Here is a 17,864-nt window from a genome sequence, read left to right as displayed (position 1 = left end):
AATATAGTATGGTTCGATGAAATTAGATCATTTTTGTAATAATTGTATTTGTATAATGCTTGGATTGTTTTGATGTCGATAACAAGAGTAAATACGTTTGCATTTTCAGGCATTGATCCAATTCCTGTCGAAGTACAAGTCCAAATTTCTAGAGGCTTGCCAGCTTTTATAATAGTTGGCCTTGCTGACAAAGCCGTGACTGAATCCCGTGAGCGTGTAAAAGCAGCACTAACGTCTATGGGTTTAGCTCTTCCTCCTAAACGTATCCTCGTTAATCTAGCACCTGCAGATATTTTGAAAGAAGGTACGCATTATGATCTACCAATTGCTGTAGGTATACTAAGCGCTTTAGAAATCATACCTGAAGAAGAAGTTTTTCATTACGTGGCAATTGGTGAATTGTCTTTAGATGGTCAAATTTGCCCAGTTAACGGGGTCATTTCGGCAACTATTGGTTCGTCGCAATTGGAAAAGGGACTAATATGTCCCCATGCCCAGGGAAGTGAAGCCCTGTTGGGGGGAGATATCGATATCTTAGCCGCGAAATCATTATTGGCCTTAATACAACACTTTAAAGGTCAACAAATTTTAATCAAACCTGCATTTAAACCGATCGCTTCAAGAAAAAAAACACTTGATCTTTCTGAAGTAAAAGGTATGGAGTCTACTAAAAGAGCCTTAGAAATTGCTGCTGCGGGTGGGCATTCTATGTTGATGGTAGGGCCACCAGGTTGTGGAAAATCTATGGTGGCCCATTGCATGACAGGACTATTGCCTGATCTCACCTTAACAGAATCGCTGGAAACAACCCGCATCTATAGTTCTGCAGGACTTCTTTCTTATGCTGCTCCGATACAAAGGCCACCTTTTAGAGCCCCCCACCATTCAGCCAGTGCAATCGCTATAACAGGGGGTGGAACCAAAGTAAAACCTGGTGAAATAAGTTTAGCACACCACGGTGTTTTATTTTTAGATGAATTACCAGAATTTTCTCGTAATGCACTCGAATCATTAAGACAACCTCTAGAAACAGGGACAATATCCATTGCAAGAGCTACTTCACATATTACATATCCAGCCAAATTCCAACTTCTTGCCGCTATGAATCCATGTCGCTGTGGTTATTTGGGAGACATTGAACGCGAATGCCATCGAATACCTCGATGCAAAGAAGAGTATTGGCGCAAGATTTCTGGCCCTTTATTAGATCGAATAGACATTATTGCACATGTTGAATCTATTTCTTCCAAAGAATTGACCTGCCCTTCGAAAGGAGAAAAAAGTGAATCTATTGCTATTCGTGTAAAAAAAGCTAGAAAGCTTCAATATGCACGACAAAATACACTTAATAACGAATTATCTAGTGTACAATTTAAATTAAATCATGATGTCACAACGATGATTGAAAACGCCTCTATGCAATTACGTTTGTCAAATAGAGGTATGCTCCGGCTTCTAAGAGTGGCTCAAACCATAGCCGATCTAGACCATTTGGTAGAAATTAACGTTGCTAGTATTGCTGAAGCACTCAATTTTAGACAACGATAATTTAAAGGAAAATACTAAAGGCTTGTTTTAAATCTTCAATTAAATCTTGAGTATTTTCTAAACCTATATGTAAACGACACATCGCTTTTTTTAGATGATCATAGTCAAAATTTCTTTTAATTGTTCCGTTTGTTGGCAAAACTAGACTTTCATAACCACCCCAGGAAGCGCCAATAGAAAAAAACTTCAATTGATTGATCATATTAACCATTTTATCAACGGTAACGCTATCGCTAAAAACAACACTAAATAAACTGCTTGCTCCGGTAAAGTCTCGTTTCCAAATTTCATGACCAACGGTTCCAGGAAATGCAGGATGTAATACCGATTTAATACTCGATTGTTGCTGGCACCATTCCGCGATTTGCAACGCAGAAACAGATTGTTTTTCCAGGCGTGCCGGCAAAGACCTAAGCCCTCTTAACGTCAACCAACAGGCATCCGGTCCCCCAATCTCTCCGAAAGCGATAGCAGTATTTCTCACCTTAATCCAATCTTCAGCCTTGTTAACCGTTATTGCTCCTAATACAGCATCGGAATGTCCATTTGCATATTTTGTTAGGGCTTGACTAGAAATATCGGCACCATGTTCAAATGGTTGAAAAATACCTATTCCCCATGTATTATCCACCAATAATTTCGCACCTTTTTCATGGGTAATTTTAGACAGAAGCGGTATATCTTGCACTTCAAACGTATGACTGCCTGGACTTTCAGAAACAACAATTCTAGTATTTGATTTAAAATAATTACTTATATGTTCTGGAGAACATTCTGCAGGATAAAAGTCGGTCTCAATATGAAAACCCTTTAATACAGTCTCACAAAATCGACGTGTTGGCCCATAAACACTATCTATCACTAAACAATGGTCCCCCGGTTGCAAAAACGTTAACAAAGGCAACGTACAGGCCGCAAGTCCTGTTGAAACGATTTGAGTGTTTTGTCCACCTTCAATTTGCGCTATAATTTGTTCTAACTGATGTTGGTTTGGTGAACCCATCGCACCATATACGGTTAAATGATTATAGGAATAGTGATCGGCCGATTGCATAGCTTTTACTGAAGGGTAAACAACGGTCGATCCTCGTTCTAAAGGAGGATTAACAAATATTCCTGTTGATGGAAGAGAATTGTTTTGACGACCAACCGTGGCTAATAAAGTAGACATACGTTTCCAACCATGAGAAACTGAATGTTCTTTGGCAGTTAATAAATTCATGAAAATTTATCCTTAATGAAAAACGATCAATCTAACCCATGGAGATGATTAGTACATCGTACTAATTTAAAATAAAAAACCTTAATTACGTAACTCAAAAAATTAATGGTATACCCCCTAAGAGTTTTACATGAATAAAAAAATAATTTTATTTATCCTTTTAACCGCCATCGCTTACGGATGTTGGTTAATTTTAAAGCCTTTATTTTCCTCCATTCTTTGGGCTGCTATTATTACTTTTGCAACTTGGCCTTTGTATGTTTTATTAAGAGAATTAGTAGGAAAAACCGTTGCCGCTTTGATTATGACTTTATTTTGCGCCTTATGCATGGTTATGCCTATTGTGGTCTTATCTTCAGCTATTATTAACGACGCACCTAAATTACTACACTCAATATCTTCCGCAACCCTTTTTCTTAATTTTGTTAATCCACCAAAATGGATTCAACACATACCCATTGTAAACACGTATATCGAAAGAACTTGGAAACAAGGAGCCGAGCATTTAGTAACCATAGGGGATAGTTTAAAGCCCTATCTTTATGATATTACGCGAGCGTCTCTTTCTATGTTTTTACAAACCATAGGAGGCTTTTTACAGTTTGTTTTTGCATTGTTTATTTCCTTTTTCTTTTGGTTAAGCGGGGATTATCTTGGCCATGTATTGCTTGCTATTATTTATAAAATAGCCGGTCCTTCTTCTCAACAACTTGTACATATGACAACAAAAACAATACTTGGAACAGTGTACGGCATTATAGGCACAGCACTTCTGCAAGGAATTTTAACAGGTTTTGGTTTAGCGTTATTTTCAATACCCGAGCCCACACTTTTGGGGGGAATTGCTGCATTTCTATCTTTATTTCCTATTGGTGCACCCGTTGTATGGGTGCCTGCTGTAATTTGGCTTGGCATAAATCATCATATCATTGCCTCAATTCTTTTATTCGTCTATGGCATCATTATAATATCAGGCGTAGAACATGTCATTAGACCCATGTTTATCTCATCAGGTAACAAATTACCTTATCTTCTCAGTGTATTAGGCATACTTGGTGGCGTATTAGCCTTTGGCGGGCTAGGTATTTTTTTAGGGCCAGTCTTGTTAGGCCTAGGGTATACTCTGGCCATTGAATTTTCGACCGATCAAGTAAGCTAATAGAATATTTAACGCCTTTACGAAATTATTTAAATTTAATTTAAACAAATTAATATTTTTTTTATGATACAATTTAGTATCATTAACTCATGAATTCTTAATTATAATATGCAAATTTTTTTATTAACCAGGATATCTTCAAAGATAGAATTTAAAAATTTATCACTTTCAACATTAAAGCCTTGCAAATTATGTTAAATGTAGAACCTCATTATCGAGTTGAGACAGGTAATGATATACAAAAAATTAGGATTATCAGTTGGAATTTACTTCGCAAAATAGGCGCAACCGCTTATGACGTTGCGTATCTTATCACCACATACAAACCCGATTTAGTCTTAATGCAAGAAGCAACAGACTATATTAATGTGCTGCCTAAACTGGTTGGGGGTTTCTATAGTCGTTTCCCACTACCTAACCGCATACATGGCGTAGCTTGCTGGAGTCCTTATCCTTTCAAAGCCCCTCCTTCAACCTATAAGCTCCCTGCCGGGGCTATCGTTAAACGTGTGGCTCAACTTATTGATTATGGGAATTTTTGGGTTGCTAATGTCCATTTATCCCATGGGCAATTTTTAAATAGAAAACAGCTTCAAGTTATTTCTAATTTTTTACCCGATCGTGCTGCCATTATAGGCGATTATAACCTCATTGGTCCAACCTTGATGAATGGGTTTGAAGATGTAGGACCAAAAGAATTTACGCACAAAATGATTAATTTTATTCCTATACGATTGGATCGGTGCCTTGTTAGAGGAATGGAATGTATTGATCGACAAGTATTATCGCGCTATAGTTCTGATCATTGTCCTATTATGGTTACCCTAAAGATCAAAGATTCATAGATAAGGTAACAGTAGCCTAATAGTCGAATCCCTTAATTTCTTAAAAAAATTTCGTTTTTCCAAATCTTCAAGTGTTAATTCTTGATGACGATGAGCACAAATAAAATCATCTAAATCTTCGGCAAACTCCTTATGATAAATCTCCATATTAATTTCAAAATTAAGCCTTAAGCTACGCATATCTATATTTGAACTTCCTACAAAAGACCAAATACGATCAATTACTAACAGTTTTGAGTGATTAAAGGGAGGGCGTTCTAACCATATCCTGCATCCATCTCTTATGGGAAAAACATTATTTTTATTTCTTGCCCAATCTACTAGTCTTTGGTTACTTCTTTTTGGGGTTATAATTTCAACTGTCACTCCTCTTATCGCTGCTAAACTTAATACGGATAAAAAACGATCATCAGGTAAAAAATAAGGAGTCATAATCCGAACAGATTTTCGAGCCAAACTAATGGCTTGCATCATCGTATATTTAATCTTTTCCATATCGGAATCGGGCCCTGCCGTAACAACTCGACATAACATGTTGCCTGCAACATTAGTGTGTGGAAAAAACTTTTTTTTATTCAAATCTTCAGAAGTAATAAAAAACCAATCTTGAAGAAATACCTCTGTCAACTCGAGAACGATTGCACCTTCCACTTTGAAATGTGTATCAGAAACAGGAAATTTAGGATTGCATGCAACTATATTGTCATCAGCTATGTTTAATCCACCTATAAAACCAACTTTCCCATCAACAACAAGGATTTTTTTATGGGTTCTCAAATTAATAAATGGCATTCTCCACGGCCAAAACGAATGCATAAAGCGATCGATTTTGACATTATTTTTTTTTAGATATCGGGCAATGGGACAATAAAAATAACCACTACCGATACCATCAACTAAAACTCTAACTACAGCCCCTCTTTCTTGTGCCTTTATCAGAGCATCAGCAAACTGTCGGCCAATTCCATCATTTTTTAAAATATATGAACTCAGAAAAACACATGTCTGTGCGCAATTAATCTCAGCAAGCATTTCTGGGTACGTTTGATCGCCATTGTAAAAAATTGTGACTTTATTTCCAATTAATAACGGCCTTTGCGTAAATCCTTCTACCACTTTAGCCAAAGGATAAAAATGGCCCTTAATATAAAATTGAGTTAAATCATCGAAGAGTTTATTGTGCCTAGGTCTGTCACTGACTAATTTCTGGGCACGTCTCACGACTCGATTTATGCCAAACATAGCATACAGAATAAATCCCGTAATAGGCATAATCCAAGAAAACCCTATCCAACCAATTGCTGCACGAGTATCTCGAACATGTTTAAGGACGTGATATGTGACACCGAGTAGTAAAATGAGTCTAATAATTGCGAACAGCCAATCTTCTTTCAACTCTTGAAAAAAAAGATACGTATAAAAAGCTCGCATAAATCAATCTTTCTTTATAATCACCTCTGCTTTAAACTTTGGGGCAATTTTGTGTTAACTCATAATTTCCTATTTAACAAAAATAAGCCTTTCAAATGTCAAATTTTCTCAAAAATAAACAAATTCAAGGAAAAATTGCTTACCATCGGGGCATTAGAGCAGAAAATTTAGCTGCAACCTATTTCAAAAAAGAAGGTTGGGATATATTACAAAGACGGTTTCAATGTCCAGCTGGAGAAATTGATTTAATAATTTTCAAAGAAGAATGGCTAATATTTGTTGAAGTTAAAGTTAGGCGCAATATAGATGATGCTTTACACTCACTTAATCATAGACAAAAAAAACGACTAATAGAGGCAGCAGAATTTTTTATTGCTACCTACAACGTTAAAAAATTCGATAAAATAAGGTTTAATGTCATAGCGATCAACCTGAAAAACCAGATTGAGCATATAAAAAACATTACAATGGTTTAAAACTAGCTACGTCTACGATGCTTCAAAATTTTCCTTCGAGAGTTGATGCGATAGACCGCAGTTTTAATAGGCATTTTGCTCCCTCTTATCGTGCGATAAGAAGCAATTCTAAATAACTTTTGCGTCTGCCTTCTTCTACCAATTCTATAGGAAACTGTTCGAACAGCATAATTTGAACGATACGTTCTTATGTTTGATCGTACGTGATGCCTAACCACTGGAGGTGCCGTTAAAGAAGCCAACGTTAATCTACCTGCCTCTGCTTCTGTAACAATATGTTGCGCTTTTGCAGAGTGAGGGTGAAAAAACACCAAAGCAAAGGCACTTAAAACTCCAAATATGATCTTTTTAAGATGTTTAATCATGTTTCTCTACTTATCTATGTTCTCAACGCTACATAAACTTAACATAGTCAGGTTCACAAATTAAAAATAAAAGAAGATTTTTAATTGTTGTGACCCTGAGGGTACACTATTTACAATCAATACCTTTAGATTTTAATAATTTAGAAAGTTCACCCGAATTGTATAGTTCTCTTACAATATCACATCCACCAATTAATTCTCCTTTAATATATAATTGAGGAAACGTTGGCCACTGCGAAAAATCCTTCATTTTTTCACGCAGCTCATTATCTTCGAGCACATTAATATCTTTATAAGCAACGCCCAAATCCGCAAGTATATGGACCACCTTAGCCGAGAACCCACAGCTGGGAAAGTCAGACGTCCCCTTCAAAAATAAAACAACAGGATTCGAGTGCGTTAACGTTTTGAGTTCAGATTCAGAATAGCTCATGTTATTATCCATTAATAATTTTAATTTAATTCTTCAGTTTGCAATGCCAGAGCGTGAAGATCATCTTTCATATAATCCCACAAGACCTTGTAAACCAATTGATGTTGTTGAAGTTTACTAAGACCTACGAACTCTTTGGCTGCAATTTTACAATAAAAATGTCGACCGTCGTCCTTTAACGCCCCTACTTTAATTACAGCGGTTGGAAATGAGGACTGCAATCGTTCTTCAATTTGAGGAATATTCACTTATTTATCCTTCATTAATTTTTGGAAAAAACTTTCTGATGCCATTTTCATTCTAGCTAACGTTATAGCGGCGCCTGAAGGTAAAACTAAATTTTTTCCACCTGTATAACCTAAAAATCTCGCAGATATTCCCTTTTCTTGGGCACGTTTTAATATATCTTCCCCGTTTGACGATAAAACAATATACCGAGCCTGATCTTCTCCAAACCAATAAGCCTCGGGCCTCATACCACTTTCAGGAGTTTCTAAAGTACAACCTACATCGCCAATCATTGCCATTTCTGCTAAAGAAACCAATATGCCTCCGTCCGATACATCGTGACACGCCTTAATATCGCCATTTGAAATGAGCTCGCGAACAAAATCACCATTTTTACGTTCATTTTGTAAATTAACTTTGGGCGGTGAACCGGCTTCTAATTTACCAATTTCTCTTAACCACAAAGATTGTCCTAATTCTCCCTCCGTTTTTCCAATCAAAACAATATCGCAGTCCTCTAACATTGCATTACCAATAGCTTCAGCAATATTATCTATTACACCCAATCCCCCGATAACGGGTGAAGGCAAAACGGATATATTTTCTCCTGTAGAATCTTTGGTTTCATTGTACAAAGACACGTTACCACTGACGACGGGAAAATCCAAAGCTATGCAAGCATCTCTCATTCCTTCAATGGCAGCAACCATTTGTCCCATAACTTCAGGTTTTTCTGGATTCCCAAAATTCAAATTATCGGTAATGGCGAGAGGTTTAGCCCCTGTTGCGGTTATGTTTCTCCATGCTTCAGCTACAGCTTGAGCTCCTCCTTGATAGGCATCGGCTGCGCAATATCTTGGTGTACAATCAGTCGTTAATGCCAACCCTCGTTTAGTCCCATCAACACGTATTAAAGCTGAATCAGCTTTTCCTGGTCGAAAAACCGTTTGGCCGCCTATGTTACTGTCGTATTGATCCCATATCCAAGAACGAGAAGCAAGATCAGGACATGCTAATAATTGGATTAAAGAAGCTTCAATGCTCTCTCTTACTTCAAGTTTTCCCAATGGTTTTGGTTTTGGCAAAAGTGCTGTAGGTCTTTTATATAAAGGTGCTTCATCTGCAAGTGGCTTTAAAGGAATACATGCTTCAGTTTGTTGCTTATGACGAACCACAATGCAACCATCATTCGTAAGCGTACCAATAACAGCAAAATCCAGTTCCCATTTATCAAATATTGTTTTTGCTAATTCTGTACGATCAGGCCGAAGGACCATCAGCATACGTTCCTGACTTTCCGAAAGCATCATTTCGTACGCCGTCATTCCTTCCTCTCTCTGAGGAACATGATCAAGATTGAGCTCAATCCCAACGCCACCTTTTCCAGCCATCTCTACCGCTGAAGACGTCAACCCAGCAGCACCCATATCTTGAATAGCGATAATGGCATCCGTAGCCATAAGCTCTAAACAAGCTTCAATAAGCAATTTTTCAACAAAAGGATCACCCACTTGAACCGTAGGTCTTTTTGACGCTGCATCTTCTCCAAATTCAGCAGAGGCCATCGTCGCACCATGTATGCCATCACGGCCCGTTTTCGAACCGACATAAATAACAGGGTTGCCAACCCCCGCCGCTGCGGAAAGAAAAATACGATCTTTACGTGCCACTCCTACGGTCATAGCATTTACTAAGGGATTCCCATTGTAACGTTTATGAAAATTAACTTCGCCACCAACTGTAGGAACACCAACACAATTTCCATATCCTCCTATGCCTCGAACAACACCATCGACAATATGTTTGGTAACGGGATTCAAAGGATCACCAAATCTTAAAGCATTTAAATTAGCAACAGGCCGTGCACCCATTGTAAATACATCTCTTAGAATTCCTCCAACCCCTGTTGCTGCCCCTTGATAAGGTTCAATAAAAGAAGGATGATTATGACTCTCCATCTTAAATATAGCGGCCAACCCTTCCCCAATATCTACTACCCCTGCGTTTTCGCCTGGTCCATGTATAACCCAGGGTGCTTTGGTAGGAAGTTCACGCAACCATGCTCGAGAAGATTTATAAGAACAATGTTCTGACCACATGACAGAAAATATACCCAGCTCCGTTAAGCTTGGTTTACGCCCCATAATTTCTAAAACTTTGACGTATTCTTCCTCAGAAAGTCCAAACTCTTTTGCTAATGCCTCATTAACAACAAGCTGCTTTACATTACTCATGAAGTTAAAGTCTCCAAAATACTCTGAAAAAGAGGTTTTCCCTCCTCCCCACCTACTAAAGGGTCAACCATATTCTCAGGATGAGGCATCATCCCACATAATCGACCTGTTGGATCTACAATACCAGCTATTGAATTTAGACTTCCATTGGGATTTAATATGGTATCATTTGAGTCAACCAAACCTGTTGACGCACTATACCTAAACAGTATTTGTCCTTCCCCTTCAATTTTTTCTAATGTTTTAGCATCGGTAAAATAATTTCCATCCCCGTGTGCGACAGCAGTTTTAAAAACGCTATCTTTTTCCCACGCTTTCGTATAAATGGTATCGTCGCGTTCCACTCTAAGGTAACAATCTTTTGAAATAAATCTTAAGCTCGCGTTAGGTAAAAGCGCCCCCGGCAACAATCTTGCTTCTGTCAAAATTTGGAATCCATTACAGACTCCTAGTACATATCCACCTTTCAAAGCGAAAGAACGTATTTCCTTCATAATGGGTGAATGTGCAGCCATGGCCCCACAACGTAAATAATCTCCATAACTAAAACCGCCAGGCAAAACAACCATATCAAGTTTTGGCAACGACGTCTCACCATGCCATATCATCGCTGGCGATACACCCACCACACGTTCAAAAGCAATGGCCATATCTCGCTCTCGATTAATCCCTGGAAAGATAACGATTCCAATCTTCATTATCTATTCTCGCCCATTGTCATTTTACATGGGTATGCCTCATGAAGCGCAGTAAAAACAACTTCTCCAGCCGGTTGCCCCAATTTGTCGGAATGGTTTTCCATCCAAGCTATAACTTTCTGTCTCATTTCACGCCCTTTTGTCGAAGGCACAATGCAAAATCCAACAGGAGCCTGCGTATCGTTTTGATTTTTTGCAAAGATCTTAGCATACGCAACTGAATCGGCTATGCCACTGATATAAGCGTCACACATCGCTAGGCTTTTATTGTTTTTACATATTTTGAGGAAATTTATCGCTTTTAAGGGGGTTACCCTTTGAGCAAAAACTTGAGGCCCATAGCTTAAAACGGATAAACACAAACTCGCTAGTATTAATGTTCTTAATTTCATGATAACACCTCGACTTCAAAATCTTCAATAACGCCATTTGCCAATAATTCCGTGCCCATTTTTATGGCCTTTTCTTTGGCTTGCTCGGGTGAAGATGCTTGCAATTGTAAATCGATGACACGCCCTACTCTTACTTCATTAACCTCGTCAAAAGACAAATTATGCAAGGCATTATGAATTGCCTTACCCTGAGGATCAAGTACACCTTGTTTTAGCATGATGACCAAACGTACTTTCATTAAATGCTCTCTACCCCCTCTTTATTTTTTAATACTTCGATATTGGCTTCAGGTAAAATTTTTAGCCGCCTTGCTATTTCTTGATATGCCTCTTCTACTTTACCTAAATCCCGTCTAAAGCGATCTTTGTCCAGTTTTTCTCCACTTTCAATATCCCAAAAACGACAATTATCGGGGGATATTTCGTCGGCTAAAATTATTTGGATATCCTCATCTTTCCAAAATCGGCCAAATTCAAGTTTGAAATCTATAAGCTGTATACCAATACCCAAAAATAGACCCGTAAGAAAATCATTTATCCTCAACGCATAACTAACAATTTCATCCATTTCATTTACCGTTGCCCAATTAAAGGCAGTTATGTAATCTTCAAGCACTAAAGGATCGTTGAGTTCATCATTTTTAAGATAATATTCAACCAGAGGTCTTGGTAAACGTGTTCCCTCTTGCAGCCCTAAACGCTTAACAATACTTCCAGCGGCAACATTTCTAACGACAATTTCAAGGGGTATGATTTCTACAGCTTTAACCAGCTGCTCTCGCATATTCAACCGACGCAAAAAATGTGTGGGAATACCAATATTAGCTATTTTCATCATTAGATATTCGCTAATACGGTTATTCATTACCCCTTTGCCAATAATTGTTCCTTTTTTGGCACCGTTTCCGGCCGTAGCATCATCTTTAAAATATTGTACAATAGTACCTGGCTCAGGACCTTCATACAAAATTTTAGCTTTTCCTTCATAGATTTGTCGACGACGATTCATTTGCGTAATTTTCAATTTGATTTAACACTAGGAGTTAATAATAGATAGTAAGTATTGGCACTTGATTGGATTAATATTTAATCTATAATATTGATAAAAAAAAATCTAATACAAGTTATTTGCAATTTCGAATTCAATATAAATACTATATATTTCCAAATACGTTTTTGAAAATATAATCAACCTTATCGATATGGATGGAATGTTCTAAAGCTTTATCTATAATAGTGGTATCTATTATTCCCATAATTTCAGGATCATTCAGCAAATTTTCTCTAAATGACTTGCCTTCCACTGTATCGAGTTTTGTCCACGTTTCCATCGCAGAGCGTTGTACGATTTTATAAGCTTGTTCACGAGTAAGCCCAGCTTTTGCAAGCGTAAGCAATACTTCCCCTGAATGAACCACACCACCCAAACTGTCCAAATTTATCTTCATTCTTTCAGGATAAACAACAAGATTATCAACTACACTCGCCAATCGATTTAACGCAAAATCTAAAGTGATTGTACCATCAGGACAAATCATTCTTTCAACAGAAGAATGACTAATATCCCGTTCGTGCCATAAAGCCACATTTTCAAGCGCTGGAATAACATGAGAACGAACTATCCTAGCCAGCCCAGTCAAATTTTCGGTCAATACAGGATTGCGCTTATGGGGCATGGCTGACGATCCTTTTTGATCAGGATGAAAATACTCTTCAACCTCACGCACTTCAGAACGTTGTAAATGTCTAATTTCTATGGATAACCGTTCCATCGAACTGGCAATAACACCTAACGTCGCAAAAAATACTGCGTGTCTGTCTCTAGGAATAATTTGGGTTGAAACAGGCTCTGGGGTTAAACATAAACGGGAAGAGACATAAGACTCTATTTTTGGATCGATATGTGCATAGGTTCCAACGGCCCCTGAAATAGTACACGTAGCAACCTCTTTTCTTGCTTGCAATAGCCTGTCTTTATTACGTGAAAATTCCGCGTAATACCCAGCCATTTTAAGCCCAAAAGTGGTAGGTTCAGCATGAATACCATGGCTTCTACCAATTGTAAGTGTATATTTATGCTGAAAAGCTTGTTTTTTAATGGCATTAAGAACTTTATCCAAATCTTCAAGCAAAATATCGCACGCTTGAACCAGCTGCACCGATAAACATGTATCTAGTACATCGGAAGAGGTCATCCCCAAATGAACAAAACGGCTGTCTTCACCAATTTTTTCTGCTAACCACGTTAAAAACGCAATAACATCATGACGCACTTTCAATTCAATTTCATCTATAGCCTGCACATCATGATTATTAAAGGTTGACATTGCTTGCGAACCTTTTTGTCGTATTGCTTGCGCTGACTCTTTAGGAATATAACCATATTCAGCCATAGCTTCACACGCTAGCGTTTCAATTTCAAACCATATGCGATACCGGTTGGTCGAAGACCAAATAGAGGTCATTTCTGGACGACTGTAACGAGGAATCATCCTATTTTCCTTTCTTAATTCGGACAGCCTAAAAGGCGCTTATACCATAGATTTTTTTAATTTCACTAAGAGTTAAGCATATTTGAATTAAAGTTATTTACTTAAACTCTAAGCATTCTTTTTCTTATTTGTTATACTTTCTATTAAAGATTGCATGCAAAATGATTTCTTTAAGATAACTCTACTATTATTAAACGTGCCCGTTTTTATTGTACACCGGTATTTAGCAACAGGATAAAAATAATGAAGTCAAACCGTCAGGATTATCTTCAAGCAATATATTTAATTGTTGTCCTTTGCAGTGCTTTTTTTCCCCCTATTTATGGACAGGACTATAATAAAGAAAATTCAAAACTTCTTGAAAATTTAGCGCCTAATTTTCAAGCTCATTCTGCTTTTTCAAGTAGCCCAACCAACGAAAAAAAGAGTAAGTTACAAGAAAAAATTAATCAATACCTATATCTTTTGCAACCAGAAGAGCAATCAACAGCACCTTACATTAAATTTCTTAAAGAAAATCCAGATTGGCCAAATCAACAAGTTCTTTTTAAACGCTTACAAGAAGCGTTACTAAACGAAACTTCTGACTCAAAAATATTTCATTTATGCAACACACTATCTTTAGATCAATACGATGCACTTATTTTTTGTGGGCAACATTCTATATTTACCCCGCATCTCGTTTCAAATGCACGAAAATATTGGGTTAAATCAATTTTAAGCGAACAACAACAACAGTTGTTTTTGGCATTATTTTCTAAATACATTACAACGCAAGAACATTGGCAACGGTTCCAATACCTGGAATCGCGTAATGCATTAACCTCAGCTACACAACAAATCGATTTGTTAAACCTTAAAGATCAAGTTTTAGCCCGGGCCATTTTGGCATTAAGAAAAAACGATAAACAAGTCGATTTATCAAAACTAACCCAAGAACAACTCAATGATGCTTCGTTAATTTACGCTAACCTGATATGGTTAACGCAAAACAACTTGCCAGAACAAACCTATCGTTATTGGATCGAAAAAGGATTGTTAGCAGAAAAAAAATCAGCACAAAAAAGATTTTGGTTTGCTCGAAGCAATTACATCAGAGACCTTTTGTATAAGGGCCATTTTAGGAGAGCACTTGAACTTTCAACCCCAGAGTTTTGTAGCTCGGACATTTGTTCAAATGAAGCAAATTTTCTTTCGGGTTGGATTAACTTAAAAAAATTAAACATTCCTTCAAATTCAATATCTTATTTTCAAAGCTTAACGGCATCACGCTCAATATATACCATAAGCAAAGGGTATTATTGGTTGGGCGAAGCTTTAAAATCTCAAGACCAGCATCAAGCTCAAAATGCATGGGAAAAGGCTTCGTACTATCCAACAACATTTTATGGTCAACTCTCCATTGCTCAGATACATGACGTTTCACCTGAACATGTCGTCTTTGAACCCAGTTTACTGGTTACGTTATTACCGCATTATCTGAGTAAGATATCTGAACCACGCTGGTCTTTTTCGACATACGAAAAGTTTAAAAACAAAGAGTTATTTCAAATAGCTGATATTTTAGTAAAGCAAGGAGATTACAGACATGCCAGACCTTTTTTATTGGTTAACCACAAAAAACAGTCTATTCTTAACCAAGCAATGACGGCAGCTTATGCTAACGAATTAGGACTGCCAGAAGATGCGGTATATTTATCCCAAAACGCTGCGCAACAAGGAAAAGTTTTATACAAAAATGGCTGGCCAGAGCCTTACAAACCTAGAAATCCAAAACTACCGATAGGTCTTCAATTAGGCGTAATAAGACAGGAAAGCGGCTTTAATCCCGACATTGTAAGTGCCTCTAATGCCTATGGACTGATGCAGCTCTTGCCTTCAACGGCTAAGCAAATGGCTAAAGAATTGGGTTTGCCCCCCAAAATGGCCAATCCTAATAATTTAATAATTCCAGAAAATAATATAACTTTAGGATCAGCGTATCTAGTAAAGCTAATGAAACAATTTAATGGCTCTGTTCCCTATACACTCGCTGCTTATAACGCTGGTCCGCGTCGTATTAAACAATGGTTGACACAATATACTGATGACCAAAACACCATTATTGACTGGATAGAATTCATTCCCTATCCGGAAACCAGAAATTATGTGCAAAGAGTTATTGAAAATACTATGATTTATCAAACCCGCATATTTCGGTAATTTTTAATATAAGCCATAGTTTTTTCACCTGTAATTTTTTATAAAGGGAAAAGTCAGTATGGATTTGCATCATTTAACCCAGTTAATTGATATAAAATGTTTGGAACTTGCAAACGCTTGTATTGAAAAAAAAATAAGACTGGTTACAGCAGAAAGCTGTACTGGCGGTTTGCTTGCAGGTTATTTAATCAATGTCAGCGGAGCTTCTAATTTTTTGGAAGGTGGATTCATTACCTATTCTAATGAAATGAAAAACCATGTCTTAAATGTCTCCGCAGCCACTCTTTTGCAGTATGGAGCGGTAAGCCAGGAAACAGCCATAGAAATGGCTAGAGGAGCTTTAAAAAAAGCCTATGCCGCTAACCTCGCTATAGCTGCCACCGGTATTGCTGGCCCCAGTGGTGGAACCTATACTAAGCCCGTAGGATTGGTATGGCTAGCCGTCTATTGTAAAAAAACTGCTCAATTTAAAACGAATACTTTTAACTTTTCAGGAAACAGAAAAATCATTCGATTACAAACGGTACTTGAAGGTCTAAAACTAGCAAAAGAAATTATCAACTGATCCATACATAGCTTAATCAATTTTTTTTATTATCCCTATTAAATCTTTGAAATGTTTTGCTGATGAGTTGCGCACTATAATTTTATGGATAAAAAAACCTTCATTTATAAAATGAAGGTTCATAAATATTCTCTTTTAAAAAAATAAATGCGGTTAGTATTGAACAGGTGGCATGTTATTTGGGTTAACACTACCTGCAGGGGCGGATAAAGGAGCCATTGTGTTTCCTGTTCCAGGTACTGTCTGTTGAGGAACCACAGTAACTGCAGGTGGCTCTCGAGTAACAGCGACATTGTTAGGAACAACTGCAACCGTATTATTTTTTTGTGATTGTATTTCTTGTAAGCTACGTGCATTCAGATCTGCAGTTTCTTGTGATCCTGAAGCTCTATCATTATAAGAGTGGTTTCTACTCATTCTTTTATTGTGACGATGTCCTTTATAATATCGATGACCGCTATTATGATTATTCGCCATAGCTGAATAAGTCATTGTTGGAACAGCAAAAGCCAAAGCTGCAACAAGTAAGGATATTTTGGAAACAGAATTCATGGTCAACTCTCCAATATTTATCATAAATTGATTTATTTGGTCGAAGTTACTCAATAAACATTTATTTCAATAAAAACAGTAGCATACTCTTAAAGCGTATGTAAATTATTATACGCTTAATGTTTATAAAAGTGTATATAAAGTCACAAATGTTACTAATTTATCAATATTAAATTTTATAACAAATATCTGCTCTTTTTTCAAAAGCACTAACCATTTTTTTCACTGCCTCACTAAAAACCAATCCCATAGCAGCTTGCATCAATTTTGATCTAAATTCAAAATCAACAAAGAAATCAATCAGACATCCTTGCTCTTGTGGAATAAATTTCCATTGATTACTCAAATATTTTAACGGTCCTCGATCATAAGTAACAATAATTTTTTCAGGTTTGTAAAGTTGAACTTTGCTACCGAACGTTTCAACAAACGGTCCAAATCCAATTTTAAGATCCGCTAAAAGTAAATCGTTATCACGATAACGTATATCCGCACCTATACACCAGGGTAAAAATTCAGGATAACATTCTACATTAGCAACCAAATCAAACATTTGCTCGGAAGTATGTGAACTTATTCTTCTTTCAGCGTGAGTCGGCATTAAATTGCTTCCACTTTCGTATTATATTCATCCTTATCAAAGTCATTTCTTTATCTTTGTAAATCTTAAAACCAATAAGCTTGAAATAAGATAATGGGGTTGGTAAACAAACACTAACCTGCATAAATCTTTTTATAGCTGCGAATACCTATGATTTTTTTTAATCAATTAAACTGTATATTATTCTTCAAATTTCTTTATAACTAACTGTAAGTTATACGTAGGGATCAATTTTTTAAAAATCCACTTTGACAACACATATTTTCACCATCTGTGCAGTTTTCCTTTTATCTAAACACAACAATAATTTTTTCAACCTTAGCGAAAATTCATTTATCAAAGTAACTCTTAAAACTTTTGATATGTAGAAGTGGTCTTATATTTAAACCAATAAATGAGCATAAATCAAAAACGTAGAATA

At 36.9% G+C, this 17,864-nt stretch carries 19 protein-coding genes; 6 read left to right on the top strand and 13 right to left on the bottom strand.

The window, feature by feature from the left end; translation table 11 throughout:
• Positions 1–72: 72 nt before the first annotated feature.
• Complete coding sequence (locus AABE15_RS01775; protein WP_338329565.1) at positions 73–1,548, top strand: YifB family Mg chelatase-like AAA ATPase; 1,476 nt, start codon at positions 73–75, stop codon at positions 1,546–1,548.
• A 1-nt stretch (position 1,549) separates the two neighbouring features.
• Here AABE15_RS01775 and metC read toward each other — a convergent pair whose 3' ends face one another.
• The gene (metC, locus tag AABE15_RS01770; protein ID WP_338329564.1) at positions 1,550–2,770 is read right to left on the bottom strand and encodes a cystathionine beta-lyase; all 1,221 of its coding nucleotides are present in this window, start codon (positions 2,768–2,770) and stop codon (positions 1,550–1,552) included.
• 130 nt (positions 2,771–2,900) lie between these two features.
• Between metC and AABE15_RS01765 the strand changes: the two genes are divergently transcribed.
• Positions 2,901–3,929: an AI-2E family transporter gene (locus AABE15_RS01765; protein WP_338329563.1), complete on the top strand. Its 1,029-nt coding sequence runs from the start codon at positions 2,901–2,903 to the stop codon at positions 3,927–3,929.
• A gap of 191 nt (positions 3,930–4,120) precedes the next feature.
• Positions 4,121–4,774 carry an endonuclease/exonuclease/phosphatase family protein gene (locus AABE15_RS01760; protein WP_338329562.1) on the top strand — a complete coding sequence of 218 codons (654 nt, stop codon included), beginning with the start codon at positions 4,121–4,123 and terminating at the stop codon, positions 4,772–4,774.
• Here AABE15_RS01760 and cls read toward each other — a convergent pair.
• Positions 4,769–6,205 carry a cardiolipin synthase gene (gene cls, locus AABE15_RS01755; protein WP_338329561.1) on the bottom strand — a complete coding sequence of 479 codons (1,437 nt, stop codon included), beginning with the start codon at positions 6,203–6,205 and terminating at the stop codon, positions 4,769–4,771. The genes AABE15_RS01760 and cls overlap by 6 nt on opposite strands.
• A 95-nt stretch (positions 6,206–6,300) precedes the next feature.
• Here cls and AABE15_RS01750 point away from each other — a divergent pair, with 95 nt between their 5' ends.
• Positions 6,301–6,681: a YraN family protein gene (locus tag AABE15_RS01750; RefSeq protein ID WP_338329560.1), complete on the top strand. Its 381-nt coding sequence runs from the start codon at positions 6,301–6,303 to the stop codon at positions 6,679–6,681.
• A gap of 2 nt (positions 6,682–6,683) precedes the next feature.
• On the opposite strand, the gene AABE15_RS01745 is transcribed toward AABE15_RS01750, so the two are convergent.
• The 9 genes from AABE15_RS01745 to purB all read right to left on the bottom strand — a co-directional run bounded on the left by AABE15_RS01745 (position 6,684) and on the right by purB (position 13,523).
• Positions 6,684–7,046 carry a hypothetical protein gene (locus AABE15_RS01745; protein WP_338329559.1) on the bottom strand — a complete coding sequence of 121 codons (363 nt, stop codon included), beginning with the start codon at positions 7,044–7,046 and terminating at the stop codon, positions 6,684–6,686.
• A 106-nt stretch (positions 7,047–7,152) separates the two neighbouring features.
• Positions 7,153–7,479 carry a Grx4 family monothiol glutaredoxin gene (grxD, locus tag AABE15_RS01740; protein ID WP_338329558.1) on the bottom strand — a complete coding sequence of 109 codons (327 nt, stop codon included), beginning with the start codon at positions 7,477–7,479 and terminating at the stop codon, positions 7,153–7,155.
• Between the two features lie 20 nt (positions 7,480–7,499).
• Complete coding sequence (locus tag AABE15_RS01735) at positions 7,500–7,727, bottom strand: BolA/IbaG family iron-sulfur metabolism protein (RefSeq protein ID WP_338329557.1); 228 nt, start codon at positions 7,725–7,727, stop codon at positions 7,500–7,502.
• Positions 7,728–9,941 (bottom strand): phosphoribosylformylglycinamidine synthase subunit PurL, encoded by a 2,214-nt coding sequence (purL, locus tag AABE15_RS01730; RefSeq protein WP_338329556.1) that lies wholly within the window; start codon positions 9,939–9,941, stop codon positions 7,728–7,730.
• Positions 9,938–10,639 carry a phosphoribosylformylglycinamidine synthase subunit PurQ gene (purQ, locus tag AABE15_RS01725; protein WP_338329555.1) on the bottom strand — a complete coding sequence of 234 codons (702 nt, stop codon included), beginning with the start codon at positions 10,637–10,639 and terminating at the stop codon, positions 9,938–9,940. The genes purL and purQ overlap by 4 nt, the downstream gene beginning before the upstream one ends.
• Complete coding sequence (locus AABE15_RS01720) at positions 10,639–11,031, bottom strand: Rap1a/Tai family immunity protein (RefSeq protein WP_338329554.1); 393 nt, start codon at positions 11,029–11,031, stop codon at positions 10,639–10,641. The genes purQ and AABE15_RS01720 overlap by 1 nt, the downstream gene beginning before the upstream one ends.
• Entirely contained in the window at positions 11,028–11,270 is a 243-nt protein-coding gene (gene purS, locus AABE15_RS01715) for a phosphoribosylformylglycinamidine synthase subunit PurS (RefSeq protein WP_338329553.1), read from the bottom strand. The genes AABE15_RS01720 and purS overlap by 4 nt, the downstream gene beginning before the upstream one ends.
• Positions 11,270–12,040 (bottom strand): phosphoribosylaminoimidazolesuccinocarboxamide synthase, encoded by a 771-nt coding sequence (gene purC / locus AABE15_RS01710; protein ID WP_338329552.1) that lies wholly within the window; start codon positions 12,038–12,040, stop codon positions 11,270–11,272. The genes purS and purC overlap by 1 nt, the downstream gene beginning before the upstream one ends.
• Positions 12,041–12,185: 145 nt before the next feature.
• Entirely contained in the window at positions 12,186–13,523 is a 1,338-nt protein-coding gene (gene purB / locus AABE15_RS01705) for an adenylosuccinate lyase (protein ID WP_338329551.1), read from the bottom strand.
• Positions 13,524–13,766: 243 nt separating this feature from the next.
• On the opposite strand from purB, the gene AABE15_RS01700 reads away from it, so the two are divergent.
• The gene (locus AABE15_RS01700) at positions 13,767–15,725 is read left to right on the top strand and encodes a lytic transglycosylase domain-containing protein (RefSeq protein WP_338329550.1); all 1,959 of its coding nucleotides are present in this window, start codon (positions 13,767–13,769) and stop codon (positions 15,723–15,725) included.
• A 58-nt stretch (positions 15,726–15,783) separates the two neighbouring features.
• Positions 15,784–16,290 (top strand): CinA family protein, encoded by a 507-nt coding sequence (locus tag AABE15_RS01695; protein ID WP_338329549.1) that lies wholly within the window; start codon positions 15,784–15,786, stop codon positions 16,288–16,290.
• A gap of 153 nt (positions 16,291–16,443) precedes the next feature.
• Here AABE15_RS01695 and AABE15_RS01690 read toward each other — a convergent pair whose 3' ends face one another.
• Together AABE15_RS01690 and AABE15_RS01685 are read right to left on the bottom strand one after the other, a co-directional pair.
• Positions 16,444–16,842 carry a hypothetical protein gene (locus tag AABE15_RS01690; RefSeq protein WP_338329548.1) on the bottom strand — a complete coding sequence of 133 codons (399 nt, stop codon included), beginning with the start codon at positions 16,840–16,842 and terminating at the stop codon, positions 16,444–16,446.
• A 169-nt stretch (positions 16,843–17,011) separates the two neighbouring features.
• Positions 17,012–17,443, bottom strand: coding sequence for a type II toxin-antitoxin system RatA family toxin (locus tag AABE15_RS01685; RefSeq protein ID WP_338329547.1), 432 nt, complete (start codon positions 17,441–17,443; stop codon positions 17,012–17,014).
• Between the last annotated feature and the right edge of the window lie 421 nt (positions 17,444–17,864).

Source organism: Commensalibacter sp. Nvir (assembly GCF_963921845.1).
In the GTDB taxonomy this organism is placed as follows: domain Bacteria; phylum Pseudomonadota; class Alphaproteobacteria; order Acetobacterales; family Acetobacteraceae; genus Commensalibacter.
Note: the sequence above shows the minus strand (reverse complement) of the source record. Positions and strands in the feature narration are given on the sequence as shown.